The organism is Kitasatospora sp. GP82, assembly GCF_029892105.1.
Lineage (GTDB): Bacteria > Actinomycetota > Actinomycetes > Streptomycetales > Streptomycetaceae > Kitasatospora.
On sequence record NZ_JARZAJ010000014.1, the window covers coordinates 108,079 to 127,399 of the forward strand.

Genomic DNA, 19,321 nt, shown 5'->3' on the forward strand with positions numbered 1-19,321 from the left:
GTGTCACCAGGCGAGGGGTGAGGCGTCGAGCACCCCTACCGGTGTCCACATCATCGCGCCGAACTTGCCCCGCGCGTTGAGTGCCTCCCGAGCGCGGCCCCCTGGAGGACCAGCCGAACCAACCCGGTGACCCGAGACGCCACCGTGCCCAGCGCCATCACCGCAGATGAGCGCACCAGCCCGCCGGACCCCTGCCGCGAACGTCGCGCCGCATGGCGCCCACGCCCCTGCCCACGGACCGACCCCGCGCCGACAGCTTCCGTCTCTTCAACCATCGGCCCAATGTAGTTGCCGGAGAACACGACGGACTGTCAGATCCCTTCGCACCGTTGACCGGACGTCCTCGGGCCTGACAGCCGGCGTTGTCCGTGGAGGCCGGAGCCGGCACCCGATCACGCGTCGATACGGCCTGGGTGGCCGGGGCAGACGATGGAGTGCAACTTCATATAGCGGTGAGCCATCATCGAGTACACCTCTTCGAGCTCCGCGCCTTCCGCCCGGCACCACCGGACGATCGCCCTGCGCAGGACGGCCCGCCGTTCCGGGCCGCGTTTGATTCCCGGCCGCAGCTCGCTGCGCGCTTCCTCGTGGGCGGCGTCGATGTGCTCGGCCGGCACGATGCGGCACTCGAGCGCGAGGTCGAGCGCGTACTCGTAGGGGTCTCGCATGGCGTCATAGGCCGGGCCCGGCAGGTTCGCGATGGTCTCGGCAATGCTGATCATCAGTCCACAGTGCCACGGCGTCCCCTGACCTGCCCGCAGGCATTCCGTGAGGTCGGGTACTGCTGTCAGCCGAGCGGTTACGGCGCTGTGCATGGCCACGGGATGCAGCGCGCCAGGCCGGCCTCCGGCGAAGCCAGTGCAAACTGCGCTCCAGGACAGGACGCTCCCCGACCCGCTGGGCCCCGGCTGCGCCCCAACCGCACCGGGCACCCCAGACCGGGCGCACGAGCCGCAGTGGGTGTCCCCAAGGGACGCGGGGATCCGCAATTGCCGCGGGCTTGATGCCCGATGGTGTCACCGCCCCGGTTGAGCCTGCGGCGCTGAGCCTTGCCTGATGGTGCCTCCACCGGGCTGACGTCGCAGAGCGCTGCGAAGGAACCCTCTCCGTGACGGGCGTGCGCCTCCCACGAGGCTCCCTCGTTCATCGCGCGGGCCGGGGCCTCAGACGGGCAGGTCGAGTTGCCAGCGGACTTCGCCGTCCTTGCGGTGGTCGGTGGGGTGGAGGCCGATGGCGGCGGCGACTGCGGCGGAGGCGTGATGCTCCGGGTGGATGTGCGCGACGAGGGTGGTGACCGGCGAGTCGGGCCCGAAGGGCTGTTCGGCGATGCGGGTGACCAGGGCGCGGGCGGCCTCGGTGGCGAAGCCGCGCCCCTGCCAGGGGGTGCCGACGACCCAGGCGAGTTCGGCGGTTGCTCCGCTGACCGTGGCCTGGACCGTGCCGACCAGGCAGCCTTCCTCCCGTAGACGCAGCGCCCAGTTGAGCCACAGCTCCTCGGGGTCGGGCGAGCCCGCGGTGATGCGCCGGTAGCGAGTGCGCAGTGCCTCCGGGCTGTCCGGTGAACCGCCGATGAAGGTGTGCAGCTGCGGGTCGCCGAGCACCTCGGCCAGCTCCTCGGCGTGTTCCACCCGCAGCGGCAGCAGATCCAGGCGATCGGCCCCGGGAACGTCGAGCGTGGGCGCCGGTGACCGGTCGGCTGTCGAGCGCGCATCGACGTACGCCATGCGCTCGGTGAAGACCGCACGGGCCTCGGGCGTCAGCGTCCGCAGCGCGACCAGGGCGGCGAAGATCACGTCACAGAGCTCGTGCTGCACGTCCTCCCAGGAGTGCGTCACGCCCTTGCGCGGGTTCTGGCCGGTCACCCCGATCACCGCCTGGCCGACCTCGCCGACCTCCTCGGAGAGCTTGATGATGCGCAGCAGCCGCTCGTCCCCTGCGGAGAGCGGACTCTCGCGGTCGAGCCAGGCGACCAGGCGGTCGACGGTGTCCCAGGTAGTGCTGTCCATCTGAGCTGCTCCGGTGGTCGGGAGTGGTCTGCCACCCACCGTACGGGGCGGCCGTCGGCGGGATTCCAGCAGCGGGGCACTGGCCGCTTCGCTCGTCGTCGTCGGCGAGTGAGGGCAACTCGCCTGCTTGGCAGGCAAGTGGGTTGCCGCAGACAGTGTCAGGACGGCATGCTGCCGTGCATGATCGAACTACGGGTGCTGACACCGGATGACTGGGCCCTCTGGCGCGAGCTCCGGCTCGCCGCGCTCGCGGAGGCGCCGTACGCGTTCGGCTCCCGGCTCGCGGACTGGCAGGGGGAGGCCGACCGGGAGGAGCGCTGGCGGGGGCGGCTGGAGATCCCGGGCTCGCACAACATCCTCGCGCAGCTCGACGGTCGGCCGGTCGGGATGGCCAGCGGTATCCCGACCGAGCAGGAGGGTGTTGCCGAGCTGATCTCGATGTGGGTCAGCCCGGCCGCGCGGGGGCGGGGTGTCGGCGACATGCTGATCGGCGAGGTGGCACGGTGGGCCCGGCGGCAGAAGGCCGGTCTCCTGAGCCTGGCCGTGATGCCGGACAACGCCCACGCGAGCATGCTCTACCGGCGCAACGGGTTCGAGGACACCGGCGAATTCGGCGCCCTGCTGCCCGACGGGGTCGGTCGGGAGCGGGTCATGGCGAAGTCCCTGGGCACCGACTGAGCCCGACCGGGTACTGTGCTGCGGACCTTGGCACGTGGTCGGGACCTTGGGCACGTGGTCGGCCGCGCACGCCCCGAGGGCGCGGATCCGGCACCGCTCAGCCGGCCTGCGATCGCCGGCGGGCCTGCTCGCGCACGTACTCCGGGTACCAGTGCGTGATCCGGATCGCCAGGACCAGCAGGATGGCCGGGACGATCCAGTTGAGCCAGTCCGTCCCTGAGCCGACGTGCAGCGCGATCAGGCCGAGAACGGCCGTGAGCAGGAAGACAGTTCCCCACATCGCGGTCAGCACGCGGTTGGTCCGCTTGAATGCCGGAGTCGCCCAGACCTGCGGGTGGGTGGACTCCCGCGCGTACTGCTCGGTGAACGGCACGAAAGCGAGCGATCCGAGGGCGACCACCGCGAGCACGCCGCCGGCGATCGTCTGGGAGTAGGTCTCCAGCCAGATGAGCTGGTGGCGGTCGACGACCAGGCCCAGCACGCTGATCACCGCGAAGAACGCGACACCGGTGATGTCGAGGAGCTTGACGGCGCCGCGCAGCAGATCCGGGAGGCCGAGGACGATCGTGGCCACGAGGGCGGCGAAGGCCGCGAGCTCCCAGGTGCTCGGTCCGGCGACGACATCGAAGATGATCCACGGGAGGAAGGCGAAGAAGACGTTCCGCTCGCGGACCCCGCGCATCGCCTGGCCCCCACCGCGTGGCCCGCGTCCCCGATCGGGCTGCTTCATCGGGCACCTCCAGCACGACGGTCGCCCCGGCCGGACGGATCGGCGATCCCCCCGTCCTTCTCCATCCTCCGGCGCTCGGTCCTCCGCCGCCACCGGCCCGGTGTGCGTCCGCTGTTGCGGCCCGCCCGCAGGCGCGTTGGACTGGAGACGGAAGCGGGAGGACGGCGGCGCACCCGGTGCGTGGGAGGTCCCGATGACGTCACGCCCGGCTACCGCCTTCGACCCGACGCGGCTACCGCACCTCTCCGGGCTCTTCGCCCCCGTGACGGAGGAGGTGGACGAGCGCCCACAGCACCTTCTGGGCCTCGTCCCAGCAGACCCCGTGCGCGCCGGGCAGCTCGAAGGCCGTGAAGGTGTCGCCGCGCGGGGAGGTGGTCGCCGGATAGAGGCGCACCGTACCCGGGCTGCTCGCCGCCACCGCGATGTGCCCGGCGGACGTGACCTCCACGCTGTGCGGGTTGAGGTGCAGCAGCCTGGTCGCCCACAGGACCCGTCCGCCGGGGAACGTCACGGCTGCGGCCAGCCCCTCCGAGGCGCAGGTCGGCACCAGCCGCTTGCCGCGCCACCAGCGGGGCTTGGCCTCACTGACGAGCTGCCAGGTGCGCGCCGGGTCCAGGTCGGCCAAGTCCGCCTGCGGCGACCACCGCCAGCGGACGGGCGGCCGATCCCTGCCCGGATCCGTACTCGGCCGACCGTACGCAGAGGCCCCGACATCCAGTACCAGCAGTTCGGCGGAAGCCTGGTCCCCGGTGATGATCGCACTCATCCGACGCCCCTTCGGCCGGGCCGGGGCGCGCCCCGACGAACCGTCGGACTCCCTTCCGGGGCCCTTCCCGGCTCACGTTACTGCCTGTTCACCCGTCGACACCCTGCGGCACGTCGGCCCCGGTGGCCGTCCGCCTGCGCCGGTACCAGAGCGTCAGCGGGACGGCGGAGGCCAGAGCCAGCAGTCCCGGGGCCTCGGCCGTGGCGGGGGTGGACCCGGCCTCGGCGTCGAGCTGCCGCTGGTGGAAGGTGCCGGGCTCAGGCAGGGTGGCCCAGTGCGTGATCGGCCAGGCCACCACGAAGGCGCGTCCGATCACATGGTCCACCGGGACGAAACCGTCGCCCGCGACGGCGAGTTGGTGGTACCGGGAGTCCGCGGAGGCGTTGCGGTGGTCGCCCATCACCCAGAGCCTGCCCTTGGGCACGGTGATCGTCCCGACCGAGTCGGTGTCGCACGGCGTCGCCCCGGGGTAGAGGTACGGCTCGTCCAGCTTCACTCCGTTGACCTCGACGGGGGAGCCCGCAGAACACCGCACGGTGTCCCCGCCGACCGCGATGACCCGCTTGATCAGGTCCTTCTCGCCGGCCGAGGGCATCAACCCGACCAGGCTCAGTACCTTCTGGACATCGCCCGCGGGCGGGGTGGGCTCGTCCTTCAGCCAGTCGCCCGGGTCGCGGAAGACCACCACATCACCGCGCGAGGGCGTCGAGCCGAGCCACGGCGTGAACTTGTCGACCAGCACCCGGTCGCCCAGCTGCAGCGTGTTCTCCATGGACCCGGACGGGATCCAGAACGCCTGCACGAAGAAGGTCTTGACGACAAAGGCCAGCACCAGCGCCAGACCGACCATGACCGGTATCTCCACCCAGGCCGGCCGCCGCGACTGCCTTCGCGTCCGCTCCAGCTGCCCCTGCCGCCACCAGCCGCTCATCTCCGGCCCCCCATGTTCTCTCCTGTGGCGTGCTGTACGCCCCGTGATTCCAACGTACGAAGGTTCCCGGACGATCTGACCACGGGTCCGTCGAACAATCCCTGGCGGCGAAGAGCCCGGTCGAGCGCCTCGATCAGGACTTCTTCCGACTGCGGACGGGCGTGGCCGGTGAGATCGTCCAGAAGTTCGTCACCTACCGCGTGGGCCTGGTCGTCCTCGGCGACATCTCCGGCCACGTGGCCGCCGGCTCAGCCCCGCGCGACTTCGCCCGTGAGAGCAACCGGAGTACCCAACTCTGGCTCTGCCCGGACACCGACGACCTCGCCAACCGCCTGCGGGCGGTCAACGGCACCCCTCACGAGTAGCACCCGGTCGAGCCGGACGAGCATCGCGTGGGCCTTCGTTACCGGTATTCGAGGCGAGGCCTTTGGACCGCTGCGGCAGTTCGGTCTCGCCGACTCACGCCAGATGCCACGGCCCGCCCGGCTCCGTTCAGCCGGTGGGACGGCGGGCGCCGGCGAGGACGGCGCCCGCGGGGAGAGCGACGAGACCGGTTCCGGGTTCCCGGTAGGGGGCCACGGCGGTGTCGTAGTGGTGCTTGATCGCCGCCGCGGTGGCAGGGTTCTGACGGGCGATGACCGAACCGGTCAGCGGCGTGCCCGCGACCACGGACGCCCACCATTCGTCCGGATCGACCCGGTGGAGCCATTCCAGGCCTTCCGCGCGGGGCTCGGTGAAACCGGCCTCGGCGAGGAGCTCGCGGAACGCCGCGGGACGGTCGTCGGCACCCGCGAGGAAAGGACCGGCGGTCGGGAGGTCGGGCGGATAGGGGATGCCGGAGGCTGCCACGGCCTCGCCGAAGACCGCTGTGGCCCGCATCGACGCGCGGTCCCAGCAGGTCAGCGCGAGCCTCCCACCGGGACGCAGCACGCGGAACAGTTCGGCAAGACCGGCTTCGGGGGCGCCGAGGTGGTTGATGACGAAGTTGCCCACGACCGCGTCGAACGAGGCGTCGGGGAAGGGCAGGTCGGGCAGTGCGGCGGCGTGGACCTCTGCGTCCGGGCAGGCGGCCTGGGCCCGCGCGGCCATCTCGGCGCTGGCGTCCACGGCGGTCACCCGTGCCGCGCGTGCGAGCGCGGCCGAGGCCACCAGGCCTGGGCCGGTACCGACGTCGAGGACCGCGTCGCCGCCGGCGACGCCCGCCAGGTCGAGCAGAGGTATGACGGTGTGTGCGGTCAGGCGGGCGAAGCCGTTCTCGTACGCCTCGCTGCGTCCGGCCCAGCCAGTCCGTTCGAAGGCGTCGAAGGCCGCCGCGTCCCACACTTTGATCATTTGGCGAGCATAGCGAAGCCGCGATCGCCCACCGATGGCGGTCCAGCCGGCGGCGTTCCGCCGATCCGCCGTGCGCTGCGCCGTGCGCGATGAGGTAGACATGTCGATGTGGCGGACAGTATTCGAATCGCGGTCGCGCAGAGCACGGTCACCTGTGACCCGTTGGCCAACGGGTCAGCAGTACGCGAACTGATGCTGGTGGCACGGGAGGCAGGCGCCCGGCTGGTGCAGTTTCCGGAGGGGGCGATCTCGGGCTACCCGTCGGGTGCCGAGGCGAAGCAGGCGCTGGCCGGCTGGCGCATCGACTGGGCATCCGTACGGCACCAACTGGAGTTCATCGCCGCCTTGGCGGCCGAACTCGGGCTGAACCTGCCGAAGCCCAAGCCGGGCCTTCGGCCCCAACTTCGCTGGAATCCGCCGGAGTTGGCTGGGTTGCGCTTGGTCATCTCTCCTCCCGGTAGGTACGTCAGGACTTTCTGGTCCGTCGGTGCCCGAAAACGGCGCTACTCTCGAAGATCTCTCACCGCCGACACCGCTGGCCCCAACGGGTCGTCAGCTGTTTGTAATCGAAAGATCTGCGCATATTTGCGGAATCGTGATTGGCTCTTTCCGACAGTTTCCGGCAAGCCCTTGTCGGCCCGAGGGAGAGTTCTCTAACGTCGTCACCGTGGTCGCCGCCGGTGCCTGTGGATCGGTTGAGCGTCCGCGCAGTCGCCGTCGGAGAAATGAGGCAGCAATGCGCAGAACTCGGATCGGACTCAGCTTCACGATCGGCGTGAGTGCACTCTCCTTGGCCCTTGTGCCAGGGGCCGCCGCTCAGGCCACTCACGGATCGTCCCGGCCACTCACCGCTTCGGGCCCGGCGGCCGGTATGCGCGTGGTAGAGGTGACGTCCACCGCGCAACTCCCGTCCGGCGGCTCTTCGCCGGGGAGCCGAGTGACGGGCAGCTTCGCGCCCCGTACCACCTACCACACCACCGCCTTCACCAACAACGACGGCAACGAGTGTCTCGACGGCGACACCAACACCATCCCCAACAACGGCGCCAAGGTCCAGCTCTGGGGCTGCAACGGCTGGAGCAACCAGAGCTGGTACTGGACCCCGGTGCCGAACATGCCGATCGGTTACTACACCATCCAGAACGGCGACGGCTGGGAGTGTCTCGACGGCGACACCAACACCATCCCCAACAACGGCGCCAAGGTCCAGCTCTGGGGCTGCAACGGCTGGACCAACCAGAAGTGGTACTGGAACGGCTCCACGCTGCAGAACGCCGACGGTTGGGAGTGCCTCGACGGCGACACCAACACGATCCCCAACAACGGCGCCAAGGTCCAGCTCTGGGGCTGCAACGGCTGGACCAACCAGAAGTGGACTTACCACTGAGCCGATTAGCCGCCCGGTGATCCGACGGGCGGCCGACGGTGGGGAAGCAGGCCGGTGCGTCCTGGAAGAGGCGCACCGGCCTTGTATGCCTTCCCCGCCGGAAGCAGTCCGTATAGCTGTGCTGCCGGAATATCGAACACCTCGCACCGCCCTTCTGGAGCGGCACAATTGCAGTACCGGCCCCGGTCGGCGAGCACGCCCGTCGGGCCGGGGGGCGGAGCGCCGAACCCGGTCGGCGGGCCCTGGCCTCCCCATCGGCGATGGTTGAAGCCACTCCTGCGAGTGGCTTGATCTTCCCTATGCCCCTGTAGCGTGCCTCGATGTCCAATATCTGACGTTCAGTCATCAATCTGACCAATGATGATGTATGAATAGGTGTTCGGTCAGCGTCGACGGCTGGTGGGGGCGCGGCGATTGAGCCGTACGCACCCTTTCGTATCCGGTTCCCCCGCCGACGAAGGGAGCCCGTGTGCGAATTCTGGTCGCCGACCTTGACGGAACCCTGTTGGGCGCGGACGTCACGGCCAGACGGCGTCTGCGCGACGCCCTGGATCGCCACCCCGAAGTGATGGTCGTCTTCGCCACCGGGCGCGGACTGCCCTCGGTGCGCGAGGCGCTGGAGGACCAACTGCTGCCCCGGCCCCGCTGGATCATCGCCGACGTCGGGGCGAGCGTTCTCGACGGTGTCGATCACGCTCCCGTCGAAGCGCTCCAGAGCGAGTTGCGAAGAGGCTGGCCAGGTGCCGAGCGCGTGCGCGCCGAGCTGGGCCGCTTCCCCCGACTGACCTACCAGGACGGCGTATCGCAGGACGGCCGCTGCTCGTTCTTCGTCCGCCCCCATGATCTGACGTCGGCGGTCACCGAGGCCGTGGAGGCCCTCGGCTGCGCCTGGGTCTACTCGGCGGACCGCTACTTCGACGTACTGCCCCGGGGTGTCTCCAAGGGCACTGCCCTGGCGGCCCTCGCCCGCAGACAGGGCTGGTCGCCGGCCTCGATCCTGGTCGCCGGTGACAGCCTCAACGACCTGTCGATGTTCCAACTCGGCACCCACGGCGTGGCGGTGGGGAACTCGGAGCCCGCGCTGATCGAGGCACTCGCCGGGCAGGAGGCGGTGCACAGGCCCGAACAGCCCGGCGCGGCAGGAGTATTGCGCGCGCTGCTGGACCTCGGCTGGGTGAAGGCCGACTCACCGCTCGTGATCGGCTACCACCGCCCGCCGGTCAACTGGACGCCGGAGGGCGGCTGGCGGGAACCGTCGAGCCCGAACGGCATTCTGCCAACGCTGCGCAGCCTCTTCGGGGGAGGGCTTGATGCGACCTGGGTGGCCGCCGCTGTCCTGGAGCAGGAGGAGCATGCGGCTCGCCTCGACGGGCACGGCACCAAGATCCCGTTATCCTTCCTGCGGCTGCTCCCCGCCGAGTGGCGGGCGTACTTCCACCAGGCGTGCAAGGAAGCGCTGTGGCCCGTGCTGATGTCCCAGCCCGAACGGCTGCACTTCGACCCGTCGGCGTGGGAGCAGTACCGAGCGGTCAACGAGCGCTTCGCCGAACGTATCGCCGGCGAGGCAGGGCCGGGCGGGACGGTCTGGCTGCACGACTACAACCTCTGGCTGGTGCCGGGAGTTCTCCGCAAGACCCGACCAGACCTGCGAGTCGGTCTCTTCCACCACACGCCCTTCCCGCCGCCCGAGGTGTTCGCGGCGCTGCCCACCGCCGACGAGGTCCGGGCCTCGCTCGGCTGCCTGGACTGGGCCGGTTTCCACACCGAGACCTTCGCCGACCACTTCAGGTCCGTCCTGGCGGACACCGCCGAGCCGCCACGGATCGGCGTCCACCCGCTCGGTATCGACCGCGATGCCATCGAGGCCCTGGCCCGCCACCGTGCTCACCGTGCTCCCCGTGCCCGGAAGCGTTCGGGCCAACTGGTGCTCTCCGTCGAGCGCCTGGACTACACCAAGGCCCCGGTGGAGAAGGTCGAGGCGGTCGCGGCGCTGCTGGCCCGCCGCCCCGAGCTGCGCGGGCGCCTCCGCCTCCGGCTCGTCTGCGCTCCGCCCGAGCCCGGCATCACCGCGTACGACGCGACACGGCAGGAACTCGAACAGCGGGTCGCCGAGGTCAACCGGCGCTGGGGGAGGGATGGCTGGCAGCCCATCGACTACCTGCCCCGCTCGCTCTCCTTCGCCGAGGTCATCGACAACTACCTTGCTGCCGATGTCCTCTGGGTCACCTCCTTGCAGGACGGGATGAACCTGACCGCCAAGGAGTTCATCGCCGCCCAGGCCGCCGTCGGTCTGCCCGGTGCGCTGGTGCTCTCCCGGCATGCCGGAGCCGCGGACGAGTTGGGTGAGGCGGCAGTGCTCACCGACCCCTACGATCTCGACGACCTCGCCGAGAAGCTGGCCCAGGCCCTGGCGCTCACACCCGCCGAGCGGCGGCACCGCCTGGCAGCCCTCGCCGGCCGGCTCGGCCACCGCCATCCGACGGCCTGGGCAGCCGAGATCATCGCCGCCATCCAGGGCCTGGGCAGCACCTCCTGACCGCAGCAACTCCCGGCGCCTGTCCGGCGTCTCCCGGCCCTCCAGTTCAGTCCGGTCCGGTCGGGTCGGGCGCGGACGGCAAGCGGATCGGGCCTCCCGGGTCGATCGGAGTCCCCTGGCGGGTCGCCACGGGGGTACCGGGGCCCACGAACAGGGCCCGCCACAGGCCCCGGCGGGGCGGGACGCCGACAAACCTACTCCGTTGTACGCGGCCCGAGGACAGGGTCCGCAGCGCCGGATCAGCGCGCCAGACGGCCCATCAGGGCGGAGGCGGCGACGATGCCGAGGACGTCGGCGAAGACCAGCACCGCCAGGTCCAGGCCGAGATGGGCGGGGGTGCCGAGAAGGAGTCCGCGCAGGGCGTCCACCTCGTAACTGAGCGGGTTCGCCCTGCTGACGGCCTGCAGCCAACCCGGCATCACGGCAACCGGATAGAGCGCGTTGGAGCCGAAGAAGAGCGGCATGGTGATGGCCTGACCGATGCCCATCAGCCGGTCCCGGGTGAGCACGATCCCGGCGATCGACATCGACAGGCAGGCGAAGAACGCCGAACCCAGCACCACCACCAGGGCGACACCGGTCAGCTTCAACGGGTTCCAGGTGAGCGAGACGCCCAGCGCGGCGGCGATCAGGATCACGACGACGGCCTGGATGACCGCTTTGACCCCGGCGGCGACGGCCTTGCCGATGACCAGCGCGGAGCGCGGTGTCGGGGTGACCAGCAGCTTGGTCAGGACGCCCGAGTCACGTTCCCAGATGATCATGATGCCGTAGAAGATGGCGATGAACATCGCGGACTGGGCGATGATCCCGGGTGCCAGGAAGTCCAGGTAGGGCACGTCGCCGGTGGGTATCGCCCGGATCCGGGTGAACGTCTCGCCGAAGATCAGCAGCCAGAGGGCCGGTTGGACGGCGCGGGTGTAGAGCTCGGTGCGGTCGTGGCGCAGCTTCTGCAGCTCCACCAGGCACATGGCGAGCATCCGGGCCGGGACCACCCGCCAGCTGCTGCGCGGGGGAGGTGGCACCCGCGGCAGAATCCCTGCCGGCGATGCACCGTCAGCCGCTGGTGAGCCGGGCACCTGCTGGTCAGCCGACGCGGGACGCGGTGCGGCGGGTACGGCGGACATCTCGGAAATCGCCTCCGTCCTCGGTGGATTCCCGGCCGTCGAGGCCGCTTCCGGCGTAGTGGCGGAAGACGTCCTCCAGGGTCGGCGGCATGGCGCTCTGCCCGCCGGGCCGTGCGGATTCGGCGGGAGTGAGCCCGTTCCTGAGCTCCTGCGGAGTGCCGGCGGCCTGGATCCGCCCGTGGTGCATCAGGGCCACCCGGTCGCAGTACTGCTCCGCCTCGTCCATGTGGTGCGTGGTGACCAGGACCGTCATCCCGGTGGCCTCCCGCACCTGGGTGATGTGCCCCCACACGTTCGTCCGCGCGATCGGGTCGAGTCCGATTGTCGGCTCGTCCAGGATCAGCAGCCGAGGTGCGCTGACCAGCGCCTGCGCCAGTTCGAGGCGGCGCACCATGCCGCCCGAGTACGTGCTCGCGAGCCGGTCGGCGGACTCGCTCAGCCCGACCGCCGCCAGCACCGCCTCGATCCGGGCGGTGCGCTCGCGCCTGGGTACGTCGAAGACCCGGGCGAAGAGCGCGACGTTCTCCCGGCCGGTCAGCCCGCCGTCCGCCGAGAGCTGCTGCGGCACGTAGCCGAGCAGTCGCCGCACCGCCATCCGCTCCCGCGCGCAGTCATGACCGAACACCTCCACCATGCCCGCCGGGACCGGCAGCAGCGTGGTGATCACCCGGATCGCCGTGGTCTTGCCCGCGCCGTTGGGCCCGAGCAGACCGAAGACCTCCCCGGTCCTGACGTCGAGATCCACGCCGTCCACGGCGCGCGTACTGCCGAAGGAGTACCGCAGACCGCTGCACCGCAGCGCTCTCGGCTCGGCGGTGTCCGCCGCCCGCTCGTGCTGTGCCTGTCCTGTCACGGCCATGTTCGTTCCTCTCCGTCCTGGCAGAACTCCTACGGGACGTCCTGCGGGACCCGGGGGACCCGGGGAACCTGCGGCCGGTGCTCGGGGACCTGCGCCAGGTGGTCCGGGATCCGTTCCAAGTCCTCGGTGAGCTGTGGCGAAAGCTCCTGCTGGAGGCTCTCGGCGAGCCGCCGAAGCGCGGGAAGAGCCGCCGTCAGGGCCGTCCGGTCCTCCTCGGACAGGTCGGCCACCCGCTCCCGGACCAGCTCGTTGCGCCGGACGTCCCAGGCGCGCAGCCGGTCGGTGGCCGCGGGCGTGACGTCCAGCAGTGCCGCGCGGCCGTCGAGCGGATCGGGCTGCCGGCGCAGTAGCCCGGCCCGGACCAGCTGGTTGACCAGGGTGGAGACCGAGTTGCCGGCCAGGTAGAGCTCCCTGGCTGCTGCCGAGACCCGGATCCCGGGCTGCGCGGCGACCAGGCGCAGCAGCTCCACCTGGGCACCCCGCAGTGGTGGTGCGCTCAGCCCACGGCGGAGCCTTCGCCGCAACACCCGCTGGAGGCCGACCAACTGCTCGGTGAGTTCGCCGGCGAGATCCTTCGGCGCCATGCGCCAATTTTAGCTCTCAAAAAGAGCTATCGACAGGGCGGAGGCCGTGTTTCAGGACAGGGCCCGGCACAGCAGGGCGTCCGGCGTGCCCTGGGAGCCGACGCGGGTGGTGAAGGCGATCCCGGCGGTGTACTCGGTCGGGGCGCACTGGCCCTTGTACGCGCCGTAGGCGAAGTCCCCACCGGGGTGGCCGCCGGGCAGGTTGTCGCCCCGGTCGAACCACACCGTGCGGCCGGCGGTGCCGAGACTGCTGCGCGCCGGAGCGCAGAGGGCGGCCGAGACGGTGGCACCCCGGAGGCTGTAGCCGATCAGGAACTGGCCCTGTGGGCACTGGAGTTTGGTGTAGCCGCTCGCCCAGTCCCCGCTCGGCGGCACATAGCGCTCGTCGCGAACGACGGTGTACGAGGCGTCGGTTGGGGAACGCAGGTCTCCGGCGGTGGCGTCGGTGCACAGTCCGCGACCCAGGGTGTGGCTGAGCCCGGTGAGCCGCTCGCCGTCCGGGCAGGTGGCCTTGCGGGCGCCGCTGTCCCAGTCGGGCCGGGCACGCATCCGCAGGGACTGGACCGCGTCGCCGTGGTCGAGGCTGAGCATGTGCCAGGCGGTGGTCGCGGCCACCGGGCCGGTCAGGTGCGGGGCCGTGACGAGGTGGTTCCAGTCGGTGGCCCGCCAGTCGGGGCTGTCGAGGATGCCCGAGCGGGTGCCCGAGGTGTCGAAGCGCAGCAGGGCCCAGGAGTCGCCCTGGCCGTTGCCGGACCAGCCGACCAGGGGCCAGTAGGCGAAGTCGGCGTCCATGGCGGTGAGGTAGTCGGTGAAGTTGGTGAACCAGGCCCGGGGTGAGGGTGCGCTCTCGTCCGCTCCGATGCCGAACTCGCTGATCCACACGGGTGCGGTGAAGTGCTGCCCGCTCTCGGCCTCGACATAGAAGGCCTCCTGGTACAGCGCGGACTGGAGTTGGTCGCGGGTCAGGTCCTGGTAGCGCGGGTCGTGGGTCTCGCCCAGGCCGGTGGCGCCGCTGTGGTTGGGGCCGGTGAAGCCGTAGAAGTGCGCCGAGTAGACGAGCTTGCCGGACCTGACCAGGGTGTTGGAGAGGGTGCGGACAGGGGTGAGCGTCGGGCGCCCGTGGGGGAGCCCGTCGGCGGGAATGCCCGTCCAGTTGATGCCCTCGATGATGATCAGGAGGTCGGGGTCGGCCTCGGTGAGGATGCGGTCCCCTGCCTCCTGGGCGGCCGCCTGCCAGTCGTGCCGGTCTCCCAGGCCCCAGTTGGGGTCGTCGAGGACGTCGCGGCGGACCTCGTTGTAGAGGTCGGCGCCGACGACCCGGTGGTTGGTGCGGTAGCGGCTCGCCATGGTGACCCAGTCGTCCTCCCACTGCCGGGTGGACTGGCTGGAGTTCCAGCGTTCGTTGCCGTCGATTCCGCAGCACCAACGTGTGGTGTTCGTATGGTTGTTGAGGACGACGGCGAATCCGTCGGCGGTCAGCGCCGCGACCACCGCGTCGTACACCTGCAGCGGGGTCATCCCGCGCAGCCGGGGGTTGGCGGCGACGGCGGAGTCGGGAACGGGCGTGCTGGTGTGGATCATCTGGTTGGAGAACGGCAGCCGGATGCTGTTCAGCCCCAGCTGGTGGAACCCGGACAGGATCGCGGGGACGGATGCCCGGTCCAGGCCGAGCGGGATGCCGTTGGAGTCCTCCCCGCTGTGGTGGTTGGCCGGGTCGTTGATATCGCCGGATCCGCTCCAGCTTCCCTGTGCTCCACCCCAGTTGCCCGACTGCAACCGGAACCTGTCCCCGTTCGTGTCCACGATGTACCGCCCCCGGGTCGACAGCGGCCCCGACCAGGAGTCGGCCAGAGCCCTTCCTTGCGCCGGAGCGGCGACTGCGGGCGGTCCGGTCAGCAGACCTGCGAGCAGGCCGCCGAGTGCGGTCAGGGCCAGCAGGCTGCGCAGGGCAAGTGTCTTCGTCCCCATGGATCGGTGCCTCGGCTCGGTCGGTGGCGGGATCGGGTGCGGCATGGGCCGGTTGGGCTGGGTCGGCCGGTTGGGCGGGTCGGCCGGGTTTGCCGGGTTTGCCGAAGCGAGGCTACCGGTGGGTAGGGGAGATCGGTAACCCCTGTGCGGCAAAGGGGTGTTGTTTCCGAGGTAGGTCGGTTTGCGAAGGTCGGGCTCCACCGGGTCCTCGACGCGCTGACCGCACCGCACGTCCTTCTCACCGGAGCCCTTCCCACCCCGTCCGGGCAATCCGTACGGAGTCGTCCGCCGTGGCCTGGCGCGCCTGGAGGGCAAGGGTGGTTCGATTCGAGTACGACACGATCACTTGGAGAAGCCCTTGAACGGACGGACCTGGACGGACTTCCCGGTAGCTCTTCGAGAGACGCTGGAAGCCGAGTTCTCACCCGTCGGGGATGTCGCCCCGGTCACGGGAGGGTTCACTCCCGGAGTCCGCGTCCGGCTGGAGGCCGACGGCGGCGCGGTCTTCGTGAAGAGCATCCCGTCCCGGGAGCCTGCGGTGAGGATGTACCGGACCGAGTGGAAGGTCGACCTCGCCCTTCCGGAGGGGATCGGACCTCGCCTGCTGAAGACCTCACGGGCGTTCGCAGCCGGGTACGGCTCCGCAAGGTCCAGCGGCAACAACTGCACTCGTGGAGCTTCCACCAGCTCGCCTCCTTCGTGGAGTACAAGGCGCGCCGGGCCGGAGTGCGGCTGGTGTACGTCGATCCGGCCTACACCAGCCGGCAATGCTCCGAGTGCCACCACGTCGAACGGAAGAACCGGGCGACGCAATCCGAGTTCGCGTGCCGCGCCTGCGGCGTCATGACGCACGCGGACCACAACGCATCCCGCAACATCGCCCGCAAGGGCGAGGCCGTATGGATCGCGGGGCGTGAGTCACGCGTCCCAGCCACCCCATAGGTGGTTCAGACGGAGGAGGCCACGCGCCAGCCAGCCGCGTCCTACCTCCAAGCCCGGTCGTTTACGGCCGGGTCAAGTTGACCTCATGCTCCGCCCTGGTGGAGGCGGTCCAGGACGGCCAGTTCGTCCTCGGAGAGGCGCAGAGCGCCGACGGCCAGGTTTGCGACCAGGTGATCCGGGTTGCCGGTGCCGGGGATGGCCAGCACGTGAGGACCGCGGTGCAGCGTCCACGCCAGCCGTACCTGCTCGCCGATGTGGGAAGTCGTGAGCAGCTTCCGGCTGCTGAGCTCCGGCTCCGCACATCCCGTGCACCAGCCGTGGGCTGAGCAGGTAAGGCCACGGCTGGCAGCTGCTGGGCTTGACCGTGGCTGGCTCGCCGAGTTGATCCCACCCTCGGGTTATGTTCCCGACTTCCTCAACCCGGCACCCACCGGGCCGACCCCCACGCTGGGGGAGGAGCTGGCCCAGGTCTTGGCCGCTCCGGTCGCCCGGGTACGTCAGGACCTTGACCACCTGGCGCACCATCAGGGGCGTCTCGGCCCCCGGTTGCGAATCCTGCACGCCGAGCCCCAGGTCCGTCCCCAGCCTCCGGCCGGGGGGACCCCCCTGGTCCGGATGGCGGAGGAGATCGAGACCTACTGGGAGCTGGCGCTCGCTCCCTACTGGGCGCGGATCCGGGCCGTGCTCGACGCCGACGTCTTCTACCGGGTCCGGCAGGTCGCCGAGCACGGCACGGGCCACCTCTTCAACGATCTGCACCCCTCCGTGAGCTGGGACGACAACGCGCTACGACTGGTTCGCCGACAGCGGACCCTCTCCCGGAAGACGGCAGGCGCAGGGCTGCTGCTGATTCCCTCGGCTTTCACCGGACCGGGTGTACACAGCCGGGTGACGCCGCCGGACCCGCCGCAACTCGCCTACCCGGCGCGCGGTGTCGGCTCACTGTGGCAGCCCAGGACTGTCACCAGGACCGCCGCTATCGCCGCCGTACTCGGCCGCTCGCGGACCCTGCTGCTGACCGAACTGGAGACTCCGGCCTCCACCACCGAACTGGCCCACCGTACGGGGCTCTCCCCGGCCGGGGTGTCCCAGCACCTCACCGCGCTGCGCGATGCGGGCCTGGTCAGCGCCCACCGAGCCGGCCGCTCGGTGCTCTACGCCCGCACCTCCGTGGCCGAATCCGTCCTCGCCGCCGCCTCATCGTAGGTGCTGTCAGTCTGTGCGTGCCCCAGACACGCCAGAAACCCGCCGCTGGACGGTCTCGGAGCGATGATGCCCCACAATCAGGTGTCCGCTCCTTCGAGTTGGCGTGGGAGACGGCTGGGTCGGAGCTCCTGGCGGCCGTGGCTCCCTCCTCCCCGCTCGCGCGGGGAGGACTGACCCGGCAGGACGGAATTCGCCAACAGCATCCTTCGGGAAGGCAGGGGGCGCTTCGTCGTGTCCGGGGTCAGGCGAGTTTGCTGCGGGTGCTGCCGGGCCTGACGCGGCCTCGGCTGGTGCGCGGGGGCCGGGAGGGGCGGCGGTCGGGGTGGGGCGTGGTCGATGCGCGGGCGGTGACTGCGGCCTTCATCGCGCGCACGGCGAGGATCACCGCGACGGCGGCGAGTGCTGCCGGTTCCAGGACGCCGCGTTCGCGCATGACGGCCTGGCAGCCGGAGCACCAGACCGCGCTCGCGGCCGCGCCGTCGGGGTAACGGAGCCCGATCGGCGGGAGGTAACGGACGGTGCACTCCTGGCAGACGAAGACGAGTCTCATCCGGTCACCACCCCAGCGCCGCCGCAGGTGTTGCACTGTGACCAGTACCGGTTCTCCCGGGCCACGGTGTTGCCGTTCTCATCCCGCTCGTAGCTGTGCTGTACCTTCTCGGTGCCGCGTGCCCCGCCACATGCGGGGCAGGTGCGTGGTTCTGACATTCCGCCACCTCCTGCACAGACGGTAGCGCTCCGAGCACAAGATCGGGGCGACTACTCAGCGGGCTGCGGCGACAACGTCCGTGTACTGCACGGTAGTCAGGTCCACCTCGGCGATGCCGGGCGAAGCAAGCACCGATCGCACGACGCTCAGCGCAGCGCCCGGGTCGTCCTCGGACTCCGCGACGGTCTCGACCTCGATGAAGGTTCCGTCCATCTCCGGGACACGGTCCTCAACCCCGTCGCCCCCGCCTTCGCCAACGCCCTGAGTGACGCTACGGGCGTGCGGTTCACCGAGGTCCCGTACCTCAGCGACAGGGTGTGGCCGGCGATCGAGCAGAACCGTTTGCGGGTTCGGGATTCGCGTTATGCCGTAGTCAGCTGATCTGACGGTATGTCAAGGTGTCTTCCGTCGGCCGCTGTCGAGGCAGCTTCGGCAGGCCACGACGGCCTGGTGGGCGGGTGGACGGAGGCATGATTTTGGACTCGGAGCGTGTGTCGCGGACGGCGGTGTCCCACGGGCTGGGCGCGCAGCGGGACAGGTACCGGTTCAACGGGCTTTTCTGGTTCGCCATGGCCCTGATGCCACTGTCGTGGGCCGCCGGTTGGGCCTCGGCAGAAGGGTTCGGTTGGGGAGCGGTGGCGGTGTACGTCATCCCCGCGCTGCCCATCGCCGCGGTGGGTGTCCTCGTCCGTACCAACAAGGCCGTCCACATCTTCGACGAGGGATTCGTGCTCACCGGAATGTGGGGGCAGGTGAAGCAGATCGGAACCTGGCCCGATGTGAGTCTGCGGATCAAGAGGGTGGTACCTCAGCGGCTCGGTCCCCCGCTGTGCGCCTACGGAGTCGCCGTCGCCGGTACCGAGAGCTTCGGCTTCGCAGCCCGGCAGATCGTAGGCGGCGGCCCCGAGCTCGCCCGGGCGCTGGTGCAGGGAGAGCTCTCGTCGGGGCTGGGCGGCAGTCTGCGCACGCTCGACGAGACCGGGTCGGTCGTCCTCGGCCGGATCCGGGTCACCTGGGAACACGTCGGCATGGACGCGAACGGCGACGGGCCGGCGGTGGGGATACCGATCGACCGGATCAGCCGGGTGTGGTTCAGGACGACTCAACGCCCCGGCGGTCTGCCTGCCGTCGGGGAGCTGTGCGTCGGCAGCGGGGGAGATCCGGCAGGGTACGTCACCCTGCGGTGTCCGCCGGCCGAGCTGGTCACCGCCGCTGAGCTGGTCGCAATCCTCGCGGGCAGGCGCGTGAACTGAGCAAGGTGGCGTAGACGTTCCCCGCCCCTCGGATGTGGCGTCCCAGCGATCGCAAGGATGTCAGCGACCGTCAGACGGCTGCGCGGGCGGGCGTGGAACCTCTGTCGCCCAGAAGATGCCCCAGAGGAGTCCGTACCCCGTCAGCGCGGCAACCGCCAGAGCCGGCAACAGGAGCGGGGCCGCGATCCACAGCGGGACCATGACGCTCCCACCGAGCCCGACGCCCAACTCCAGGACCCGCCTTGGCACGAACACCAGCCGCACACCCGCTGCCGCCGCCGACACAACTCCCGCCAACGGGTCTGAG

18 protein-coding genes and 4 pseudogenes are annotated in these 19,321 nt (G+C 70.4%); 7 read left to right on the forward strand and 15 right to left on the reverse strand.

What is annotated here, in order from left to right:
* Positions 1-86: 86 nt before the first annotated feature.
* The 3 genes and pseudogenes from P3T39_RS16810 to P3T39_RS16820 all read right to left on the reverse strand — a co-directional run.
* A pseudogene (locus P3T39_RS16810) lies at positions 87-275 on the reverse strand (murein biosynthesis integral membrane protein MurJ); the annotation flags it as partial.
* A 117-nt stretch (positions 276-392) separates the two neighbouring features.
* A complete protein-coding gene (locus tag P3T39_RS16815) occupies positions 393-722 on the reverse strand; it encodes a hypothetical protein (protein WP_280698469.1) in 330 nt (109 codons plus the stop codon).
* A gap of 441 nt (positions 723-1,163) precedes the next feature.
* Positions 1,164-1,724 (reverse strand): GNAT family N-acetyltransferase, encoded by a 561-nt coding sequence (locus P3T39_RS16820; RefSeq protein ID WP_280698571.1) that lies wholly within the window; start codon positions 1,722-1,724, stop codon positions 1,164-1,166.
* Positions 1,725-2,186: 462 nt separating this feature from the next.
* Between P3T39_RS16820 and P3T39_RS16825 the strand changes: the two genes are divergently transcribed.
* Positions 2,187-2,684: a GNAT family N-acetyltransferase gene (locus P3T39_RS16825; RefSeq protein ID WP_280698470.1), complete on the forward strand. Its 498-nt coding sequence runs from the start codon at positions 2,187-2,189 to the stop codon at positions 2,682-2,684.
* Between the two features lie 97 nt (positions 2,685-2,781).
* Here the strand turns inward: P3T39_RS16825 and P3T39_RS16830 are convergent, their stop codons facing one another.
* The 3 genes from P3T39_RS16830 to lepB form a co-directional block, all read right to left on the reverse strand.
* Positions 2,782-3,414, reverse strand: coding sequence for a hypothetical protein (locus P3T39_RS16830; RefSeq protein WP_280698471.1), 633 nt, complete (start codon positions 3,412-3,414; stop codon positions 2,782-2,784).
* Positions 3,415-3,646: 232 nt separating this feature from the next.
* Positions 3,647-4,180 carry a hypothetical protein gene (locus tag P3T39_RS16835; protein ID WP_280698472.1) on the reverse strand — a complete coding sequence of 178 codons (534 nt, stop codon included), beginning with the start codon at positions 4,178-4,180 and terminating at the stop codon, positions 3,647-3,649.
* 88 nt (positions 4,181-4,268) lie between these two features.
* On the reverse strand, positions 4,269-5,111 hold the full coding sequence (gene lepB / locus P3T39_RS16840) for a signal peptidase I (protein WP_280698473.1): 843 nt from the start codon (positions 5,109-5,111) through the stop codon (positions 4,269-4,271).
* Positions 5,112-5,272: 161 nt separating this feature from the next.
* Between lepB and P3T39_RS16845 the strand changes: the two genes are divergently transcribed.
* Positions 5,273-5,476, forward strand: a complete 204-nt coding sequence (locus P3T39_RS16845) for a DUF4180 domain-containing protein (protein WP_280698474.1) — start codon at positions 5,273-5,275, stop codon at positions 5,474-5,476.
* Positions 5,477-5,603: 127 nt separating this feature from the next.
* On the opposite strand, the gene P3T39_RS16850 is transcribed toward P3T39_RS16845, so the two are convergent.
* Positions 5,604-6,443: a class I SAM-dependent methyltransferase gene (locus P3T39_RS16850; protein WP_280698475.1), complete on the reverse strand. Its 840-nt coding sequence runs from the start codon at positions 6,441-6,443 to the stop codon at positions 5,604-5,606.
* Positions 6,444-6,697: 254 nt separating this feature from the next.
* Positions 6,698-6,889 (reverse strand): hypothetical protein, encoded by a 192-nt coding sequence (locus P3T39_RS16855; RefSeq protein ID WP_280698476.1) that lies wholly within the window; start codon positions 6,887-6,889, stop codon positions 6,698-6,700.
* Positions 6,890-7,380: 491 nt separating this feature from the next.
* Here P3T39_RS16855 and P3T39_RS16860 point away from each other — a divergent pair, with 491 nt between their 5' ends.
* A complete protein-coding gene (locus P3T39_RS16860) occupies positions 7,381-7,830 on the forward strand; it encodes an RICIN domain-containing protein (protein ID WP_280698477.1) in 450 nt (149 codons plus the stop codon).
* A gap of 469 nt (positions 7,831-8,299) precedes the next feature.
* Positions 8,300-10,366 (forward strand): HAD-IIB family hydrolase, encoded by a 2,067-nt coding sequence (locus tag P3T39_RS16865; RefSeq protein ID WP_280698478.1) that lies wholly within the window; start codon positions 8,300-8,302, stop codon positions 10,364-10,366.
* Positions 10,367-10,605: 239 nt separating this feature from the next.
* On the opposite strand, the gene P3T39_RS16870 is transcribed toward P3T39_RS16865, so the two are convergent.
* The 4 genes and pseudogenes from P3T39_RS16870 to P3T39_RS16885 form a co-directional block, all read right to left on the reverse strand.
* Positions 10,606-11,493, reverse strand: a complete 888-nt coding sequence (locus P3T39_RS16870) for an ABC transporter permease (protein WP_280698479.1) — start codon at positions 11,491-11,493, stop codon at positions 10,606-10,608.
* Positions 11,453-12,352: an ATP-binding cassette domain-containing protein gene (locus P3T39_RS16875; protein ID WP_280698480.1), complete on the reverse strand. Its 900-nt coding sequence runs from the start codon at positions 12,350-12,352 to the stop codon at positions 11,453-11,455. Before P3T39_RS16875 ends, P3T39_RS16870 begins: the two co-directional genes overlap by 41 nt.
* Positions 12,353-12,495: 143 nt before the next feature.
* A pseudogene (locus P3T39_RS16880) lies at positions 12,496-12,936 on the reverse strand (MarR family transcriptional regulator); the annotation flags it as partial.
* 51 nt (positions 12,937-12,987) lie between these two features.
* Positions 12,988-14,904 (reverse strand): cellulase family glycosylhydrolase, encoded by a 1,917-nt coding sequence (locus P3T39_RS16885; RefSeq protein ID WP_280698481.1) that lies wholly within the window; start codon positions 14,902-14,904, stop codon positions 12,988-12,990.
* 606 nt (positions 14,905-15,510) lie between these two features.
* On the opposite strand from P3T39_RS16885, the pseudogene P3T39_RS16890 reads away from it, so the two are divergent.
* Positions 15,511-15,846: pseudogene (locus P3T39_RS16890) on the forward strand (transposase); the annotation flags it as partial.
* Between the two features lie 83 nt (positions 15,847-15,929).
* Here P3T39_RS16890 and P3T39_RS16895 read toward each other — a convergent pair.
* A pseudogene (locus P3T39_RS16895) lies at positions 15,930-16,091 on the reverse strand (aldo/keto reductase); the annotation flags it as partial.
* 7 nt (positions 16,092-16,098) lie between these two features.
* On the opposite strand from P3T39_RS16895, the gene P3T39_RS16900 reads away from it, so the two are divergent.
* Positions 16,099-17,052 carry a winged helix-turn-helix domain-containing protein gene (locus P3T39_RS16900; RefSeq protein ID WP_280698482.1) on the forward strand — a complete coding sequence of 318 codons (954 nt, stop codon included), beginning with the start codon at positions 16,099-16,101 and terminating at the stop codon, positions 17,050-17,052.
* A 241-nt stretch (positions 17,053-17,293) separates the two neighbouring features.
* Here the strand turns inward: P3T39_RS16900 and P3T39_RS16905 are convergent, their stop codons facing one another.
* Positions 17,294-17,602: a hypothetical protein gene (locus P3T39_RS16905; protein ID WP_280698483.1), complete on the reverse strand. Its 309-nt coding sequence runs from the start codon at positions 17,600-17,602 to the stop codon at positions 17,294-17,296.
* Positions 17,603-17,815: 213 nt separating this feature from the next.
* Entirely contained in the window at positions 17,816-17,974 is a 159-nt protein-coding gene (locus P3T39_RS16910; protein ID WP_280698484.1) for a hypothetical protein, read from the reverse strand.
* A 257-nt stretch (positions 17,975-18,231) separates the two neighbouring features.
* On the opposite strand from P3T39_RS16910, the gene P3T39_RS16915 reads away from it, so the two are divergent.
* Positions 18,232-19,014 carry a hypothetical protein gene (locus P3T39_RS16915; protein ID WP_280698485.1) on the forward strand — a complete coding sequence of 261 codons (783 nt, stop codon included), beginning with the start codon at positions 18,232-18,234 and terminating at the stop codon, positions 19,012-19,014.
* Positions 19,015-19,321 lie beyond the last annotated feature (307 nt).

Excerpts from the sequence above, each read along its gene's own strand:
- P3T39_RS16885 (WP_280698481.1), bottom strand. The coding sequence starts at position 14,904 with ATGGGGACGAAGACACTTGCCCTGCGCAGCCTGCTGGCCCTGACCGCA.
- P3T39_RS16910 (WP_280698484.1), bottom strand. The coding sequence starts at position 17,974 with ATGGACGGAACCTTCATCGAGGTCGAGACCGTCGCGGAGTCCGAGGAC.
- P3T39_RS16850 (WP_280698475.1), bottom strand. The coding sequence starts at position 6,443 with ATGATCAAAGTGTGGGACGCGGCGGCCTTCGACGCCTTCGAACGGACT.
- P3T39_RS16870 (WP_280698479.1), bottom strand. The coding sequence starts at position 11,493 with ATGTCCGCCGTACCCGCCGCACCGCGTCCCGCGTCGGCTGACCAGCAG.
- lepB (WP_280698473.1), bottom strand. The coding sequence starts at position 5,111 with ATGAGCGGCTGGTGGCGGCAGGGGCAGCTGGAGCGGACGCGAAGGCAG.
- P3T39_RS16825 (WP_280698470.1), top strand. The coding sequence starts at position 2,187 with ATGATCGAACTACGGGTGCTGACACCGGATGACTGGGCCCTCTGGCGC.
- P3T39_RS16905 (WP_280698483.1), bottom strand. The coding sequence starts at position 17,602 with ATGAGACTCGTCTTCGTCTGCCAGGAGTGCACCGTCCGTTACCTCCCG.
- P3T39_RS16875 (WP_280698480.1), bottom strand. The coding sequence starts at position 12,352 with ATGGCCGTGACAGGACAGGCACAGCACGAGCGGGCGGCGGACACCGCC.
- P3T39_RS16820 (WP_280698571.1), bottom strand. The coding sequence starts at position 1,724 with ATGGCGTACGTCGATGCGCGCTCGACAGCCGACCGGTCACCGGCGCCC.
- P3T39_RS16915 (WP_280698485.1), top strand. The coding sequence starts at position 18,232 with ATGATTTTGGACTCGGAGCGTGTGTCGCGGACGGCGGTGTCCCACGGG.
- P3T39_RS16900 (WP_280698482.1), top strand. The coding sequence starts at position 16,099 with ATGTGGGAAGTCGTGAGCAGCTTCCGGCTGCTGAGCTCCGGCTCCGCA.
- P3T39_RS16855 (WP_280698476.1), bottom strand. The coding sequence starts at position 6,889 with ATGACCAAGCGCAACCCAGCCAACTCCGGCGGATTCCAGCGAAGTTGG.
- P3T39_RS16830 (WP_280698471.1), bottom strand. The coding sequence starts at position 3,414 with ATGAAGCAGCCCGATCGGGGACGCGGGCCACGCGGTGGGGGCCAGGCG.
- P3T39_RS16835 (WP_280698472.1), bottom strand. The coding sequence starts at position 4,180 with ATGAGTGCGATCATCACCGGGGACCAGGCTTCCGCCGAACTGCTGGTA.
- P3T39_RS16815 (WP_280698469.1), bottom strand. The coding sequence starts at position 722 with ATGATCAGCATTGCCGAGACCATCGCGAACCTGCCGGGCCCGGCCTAT.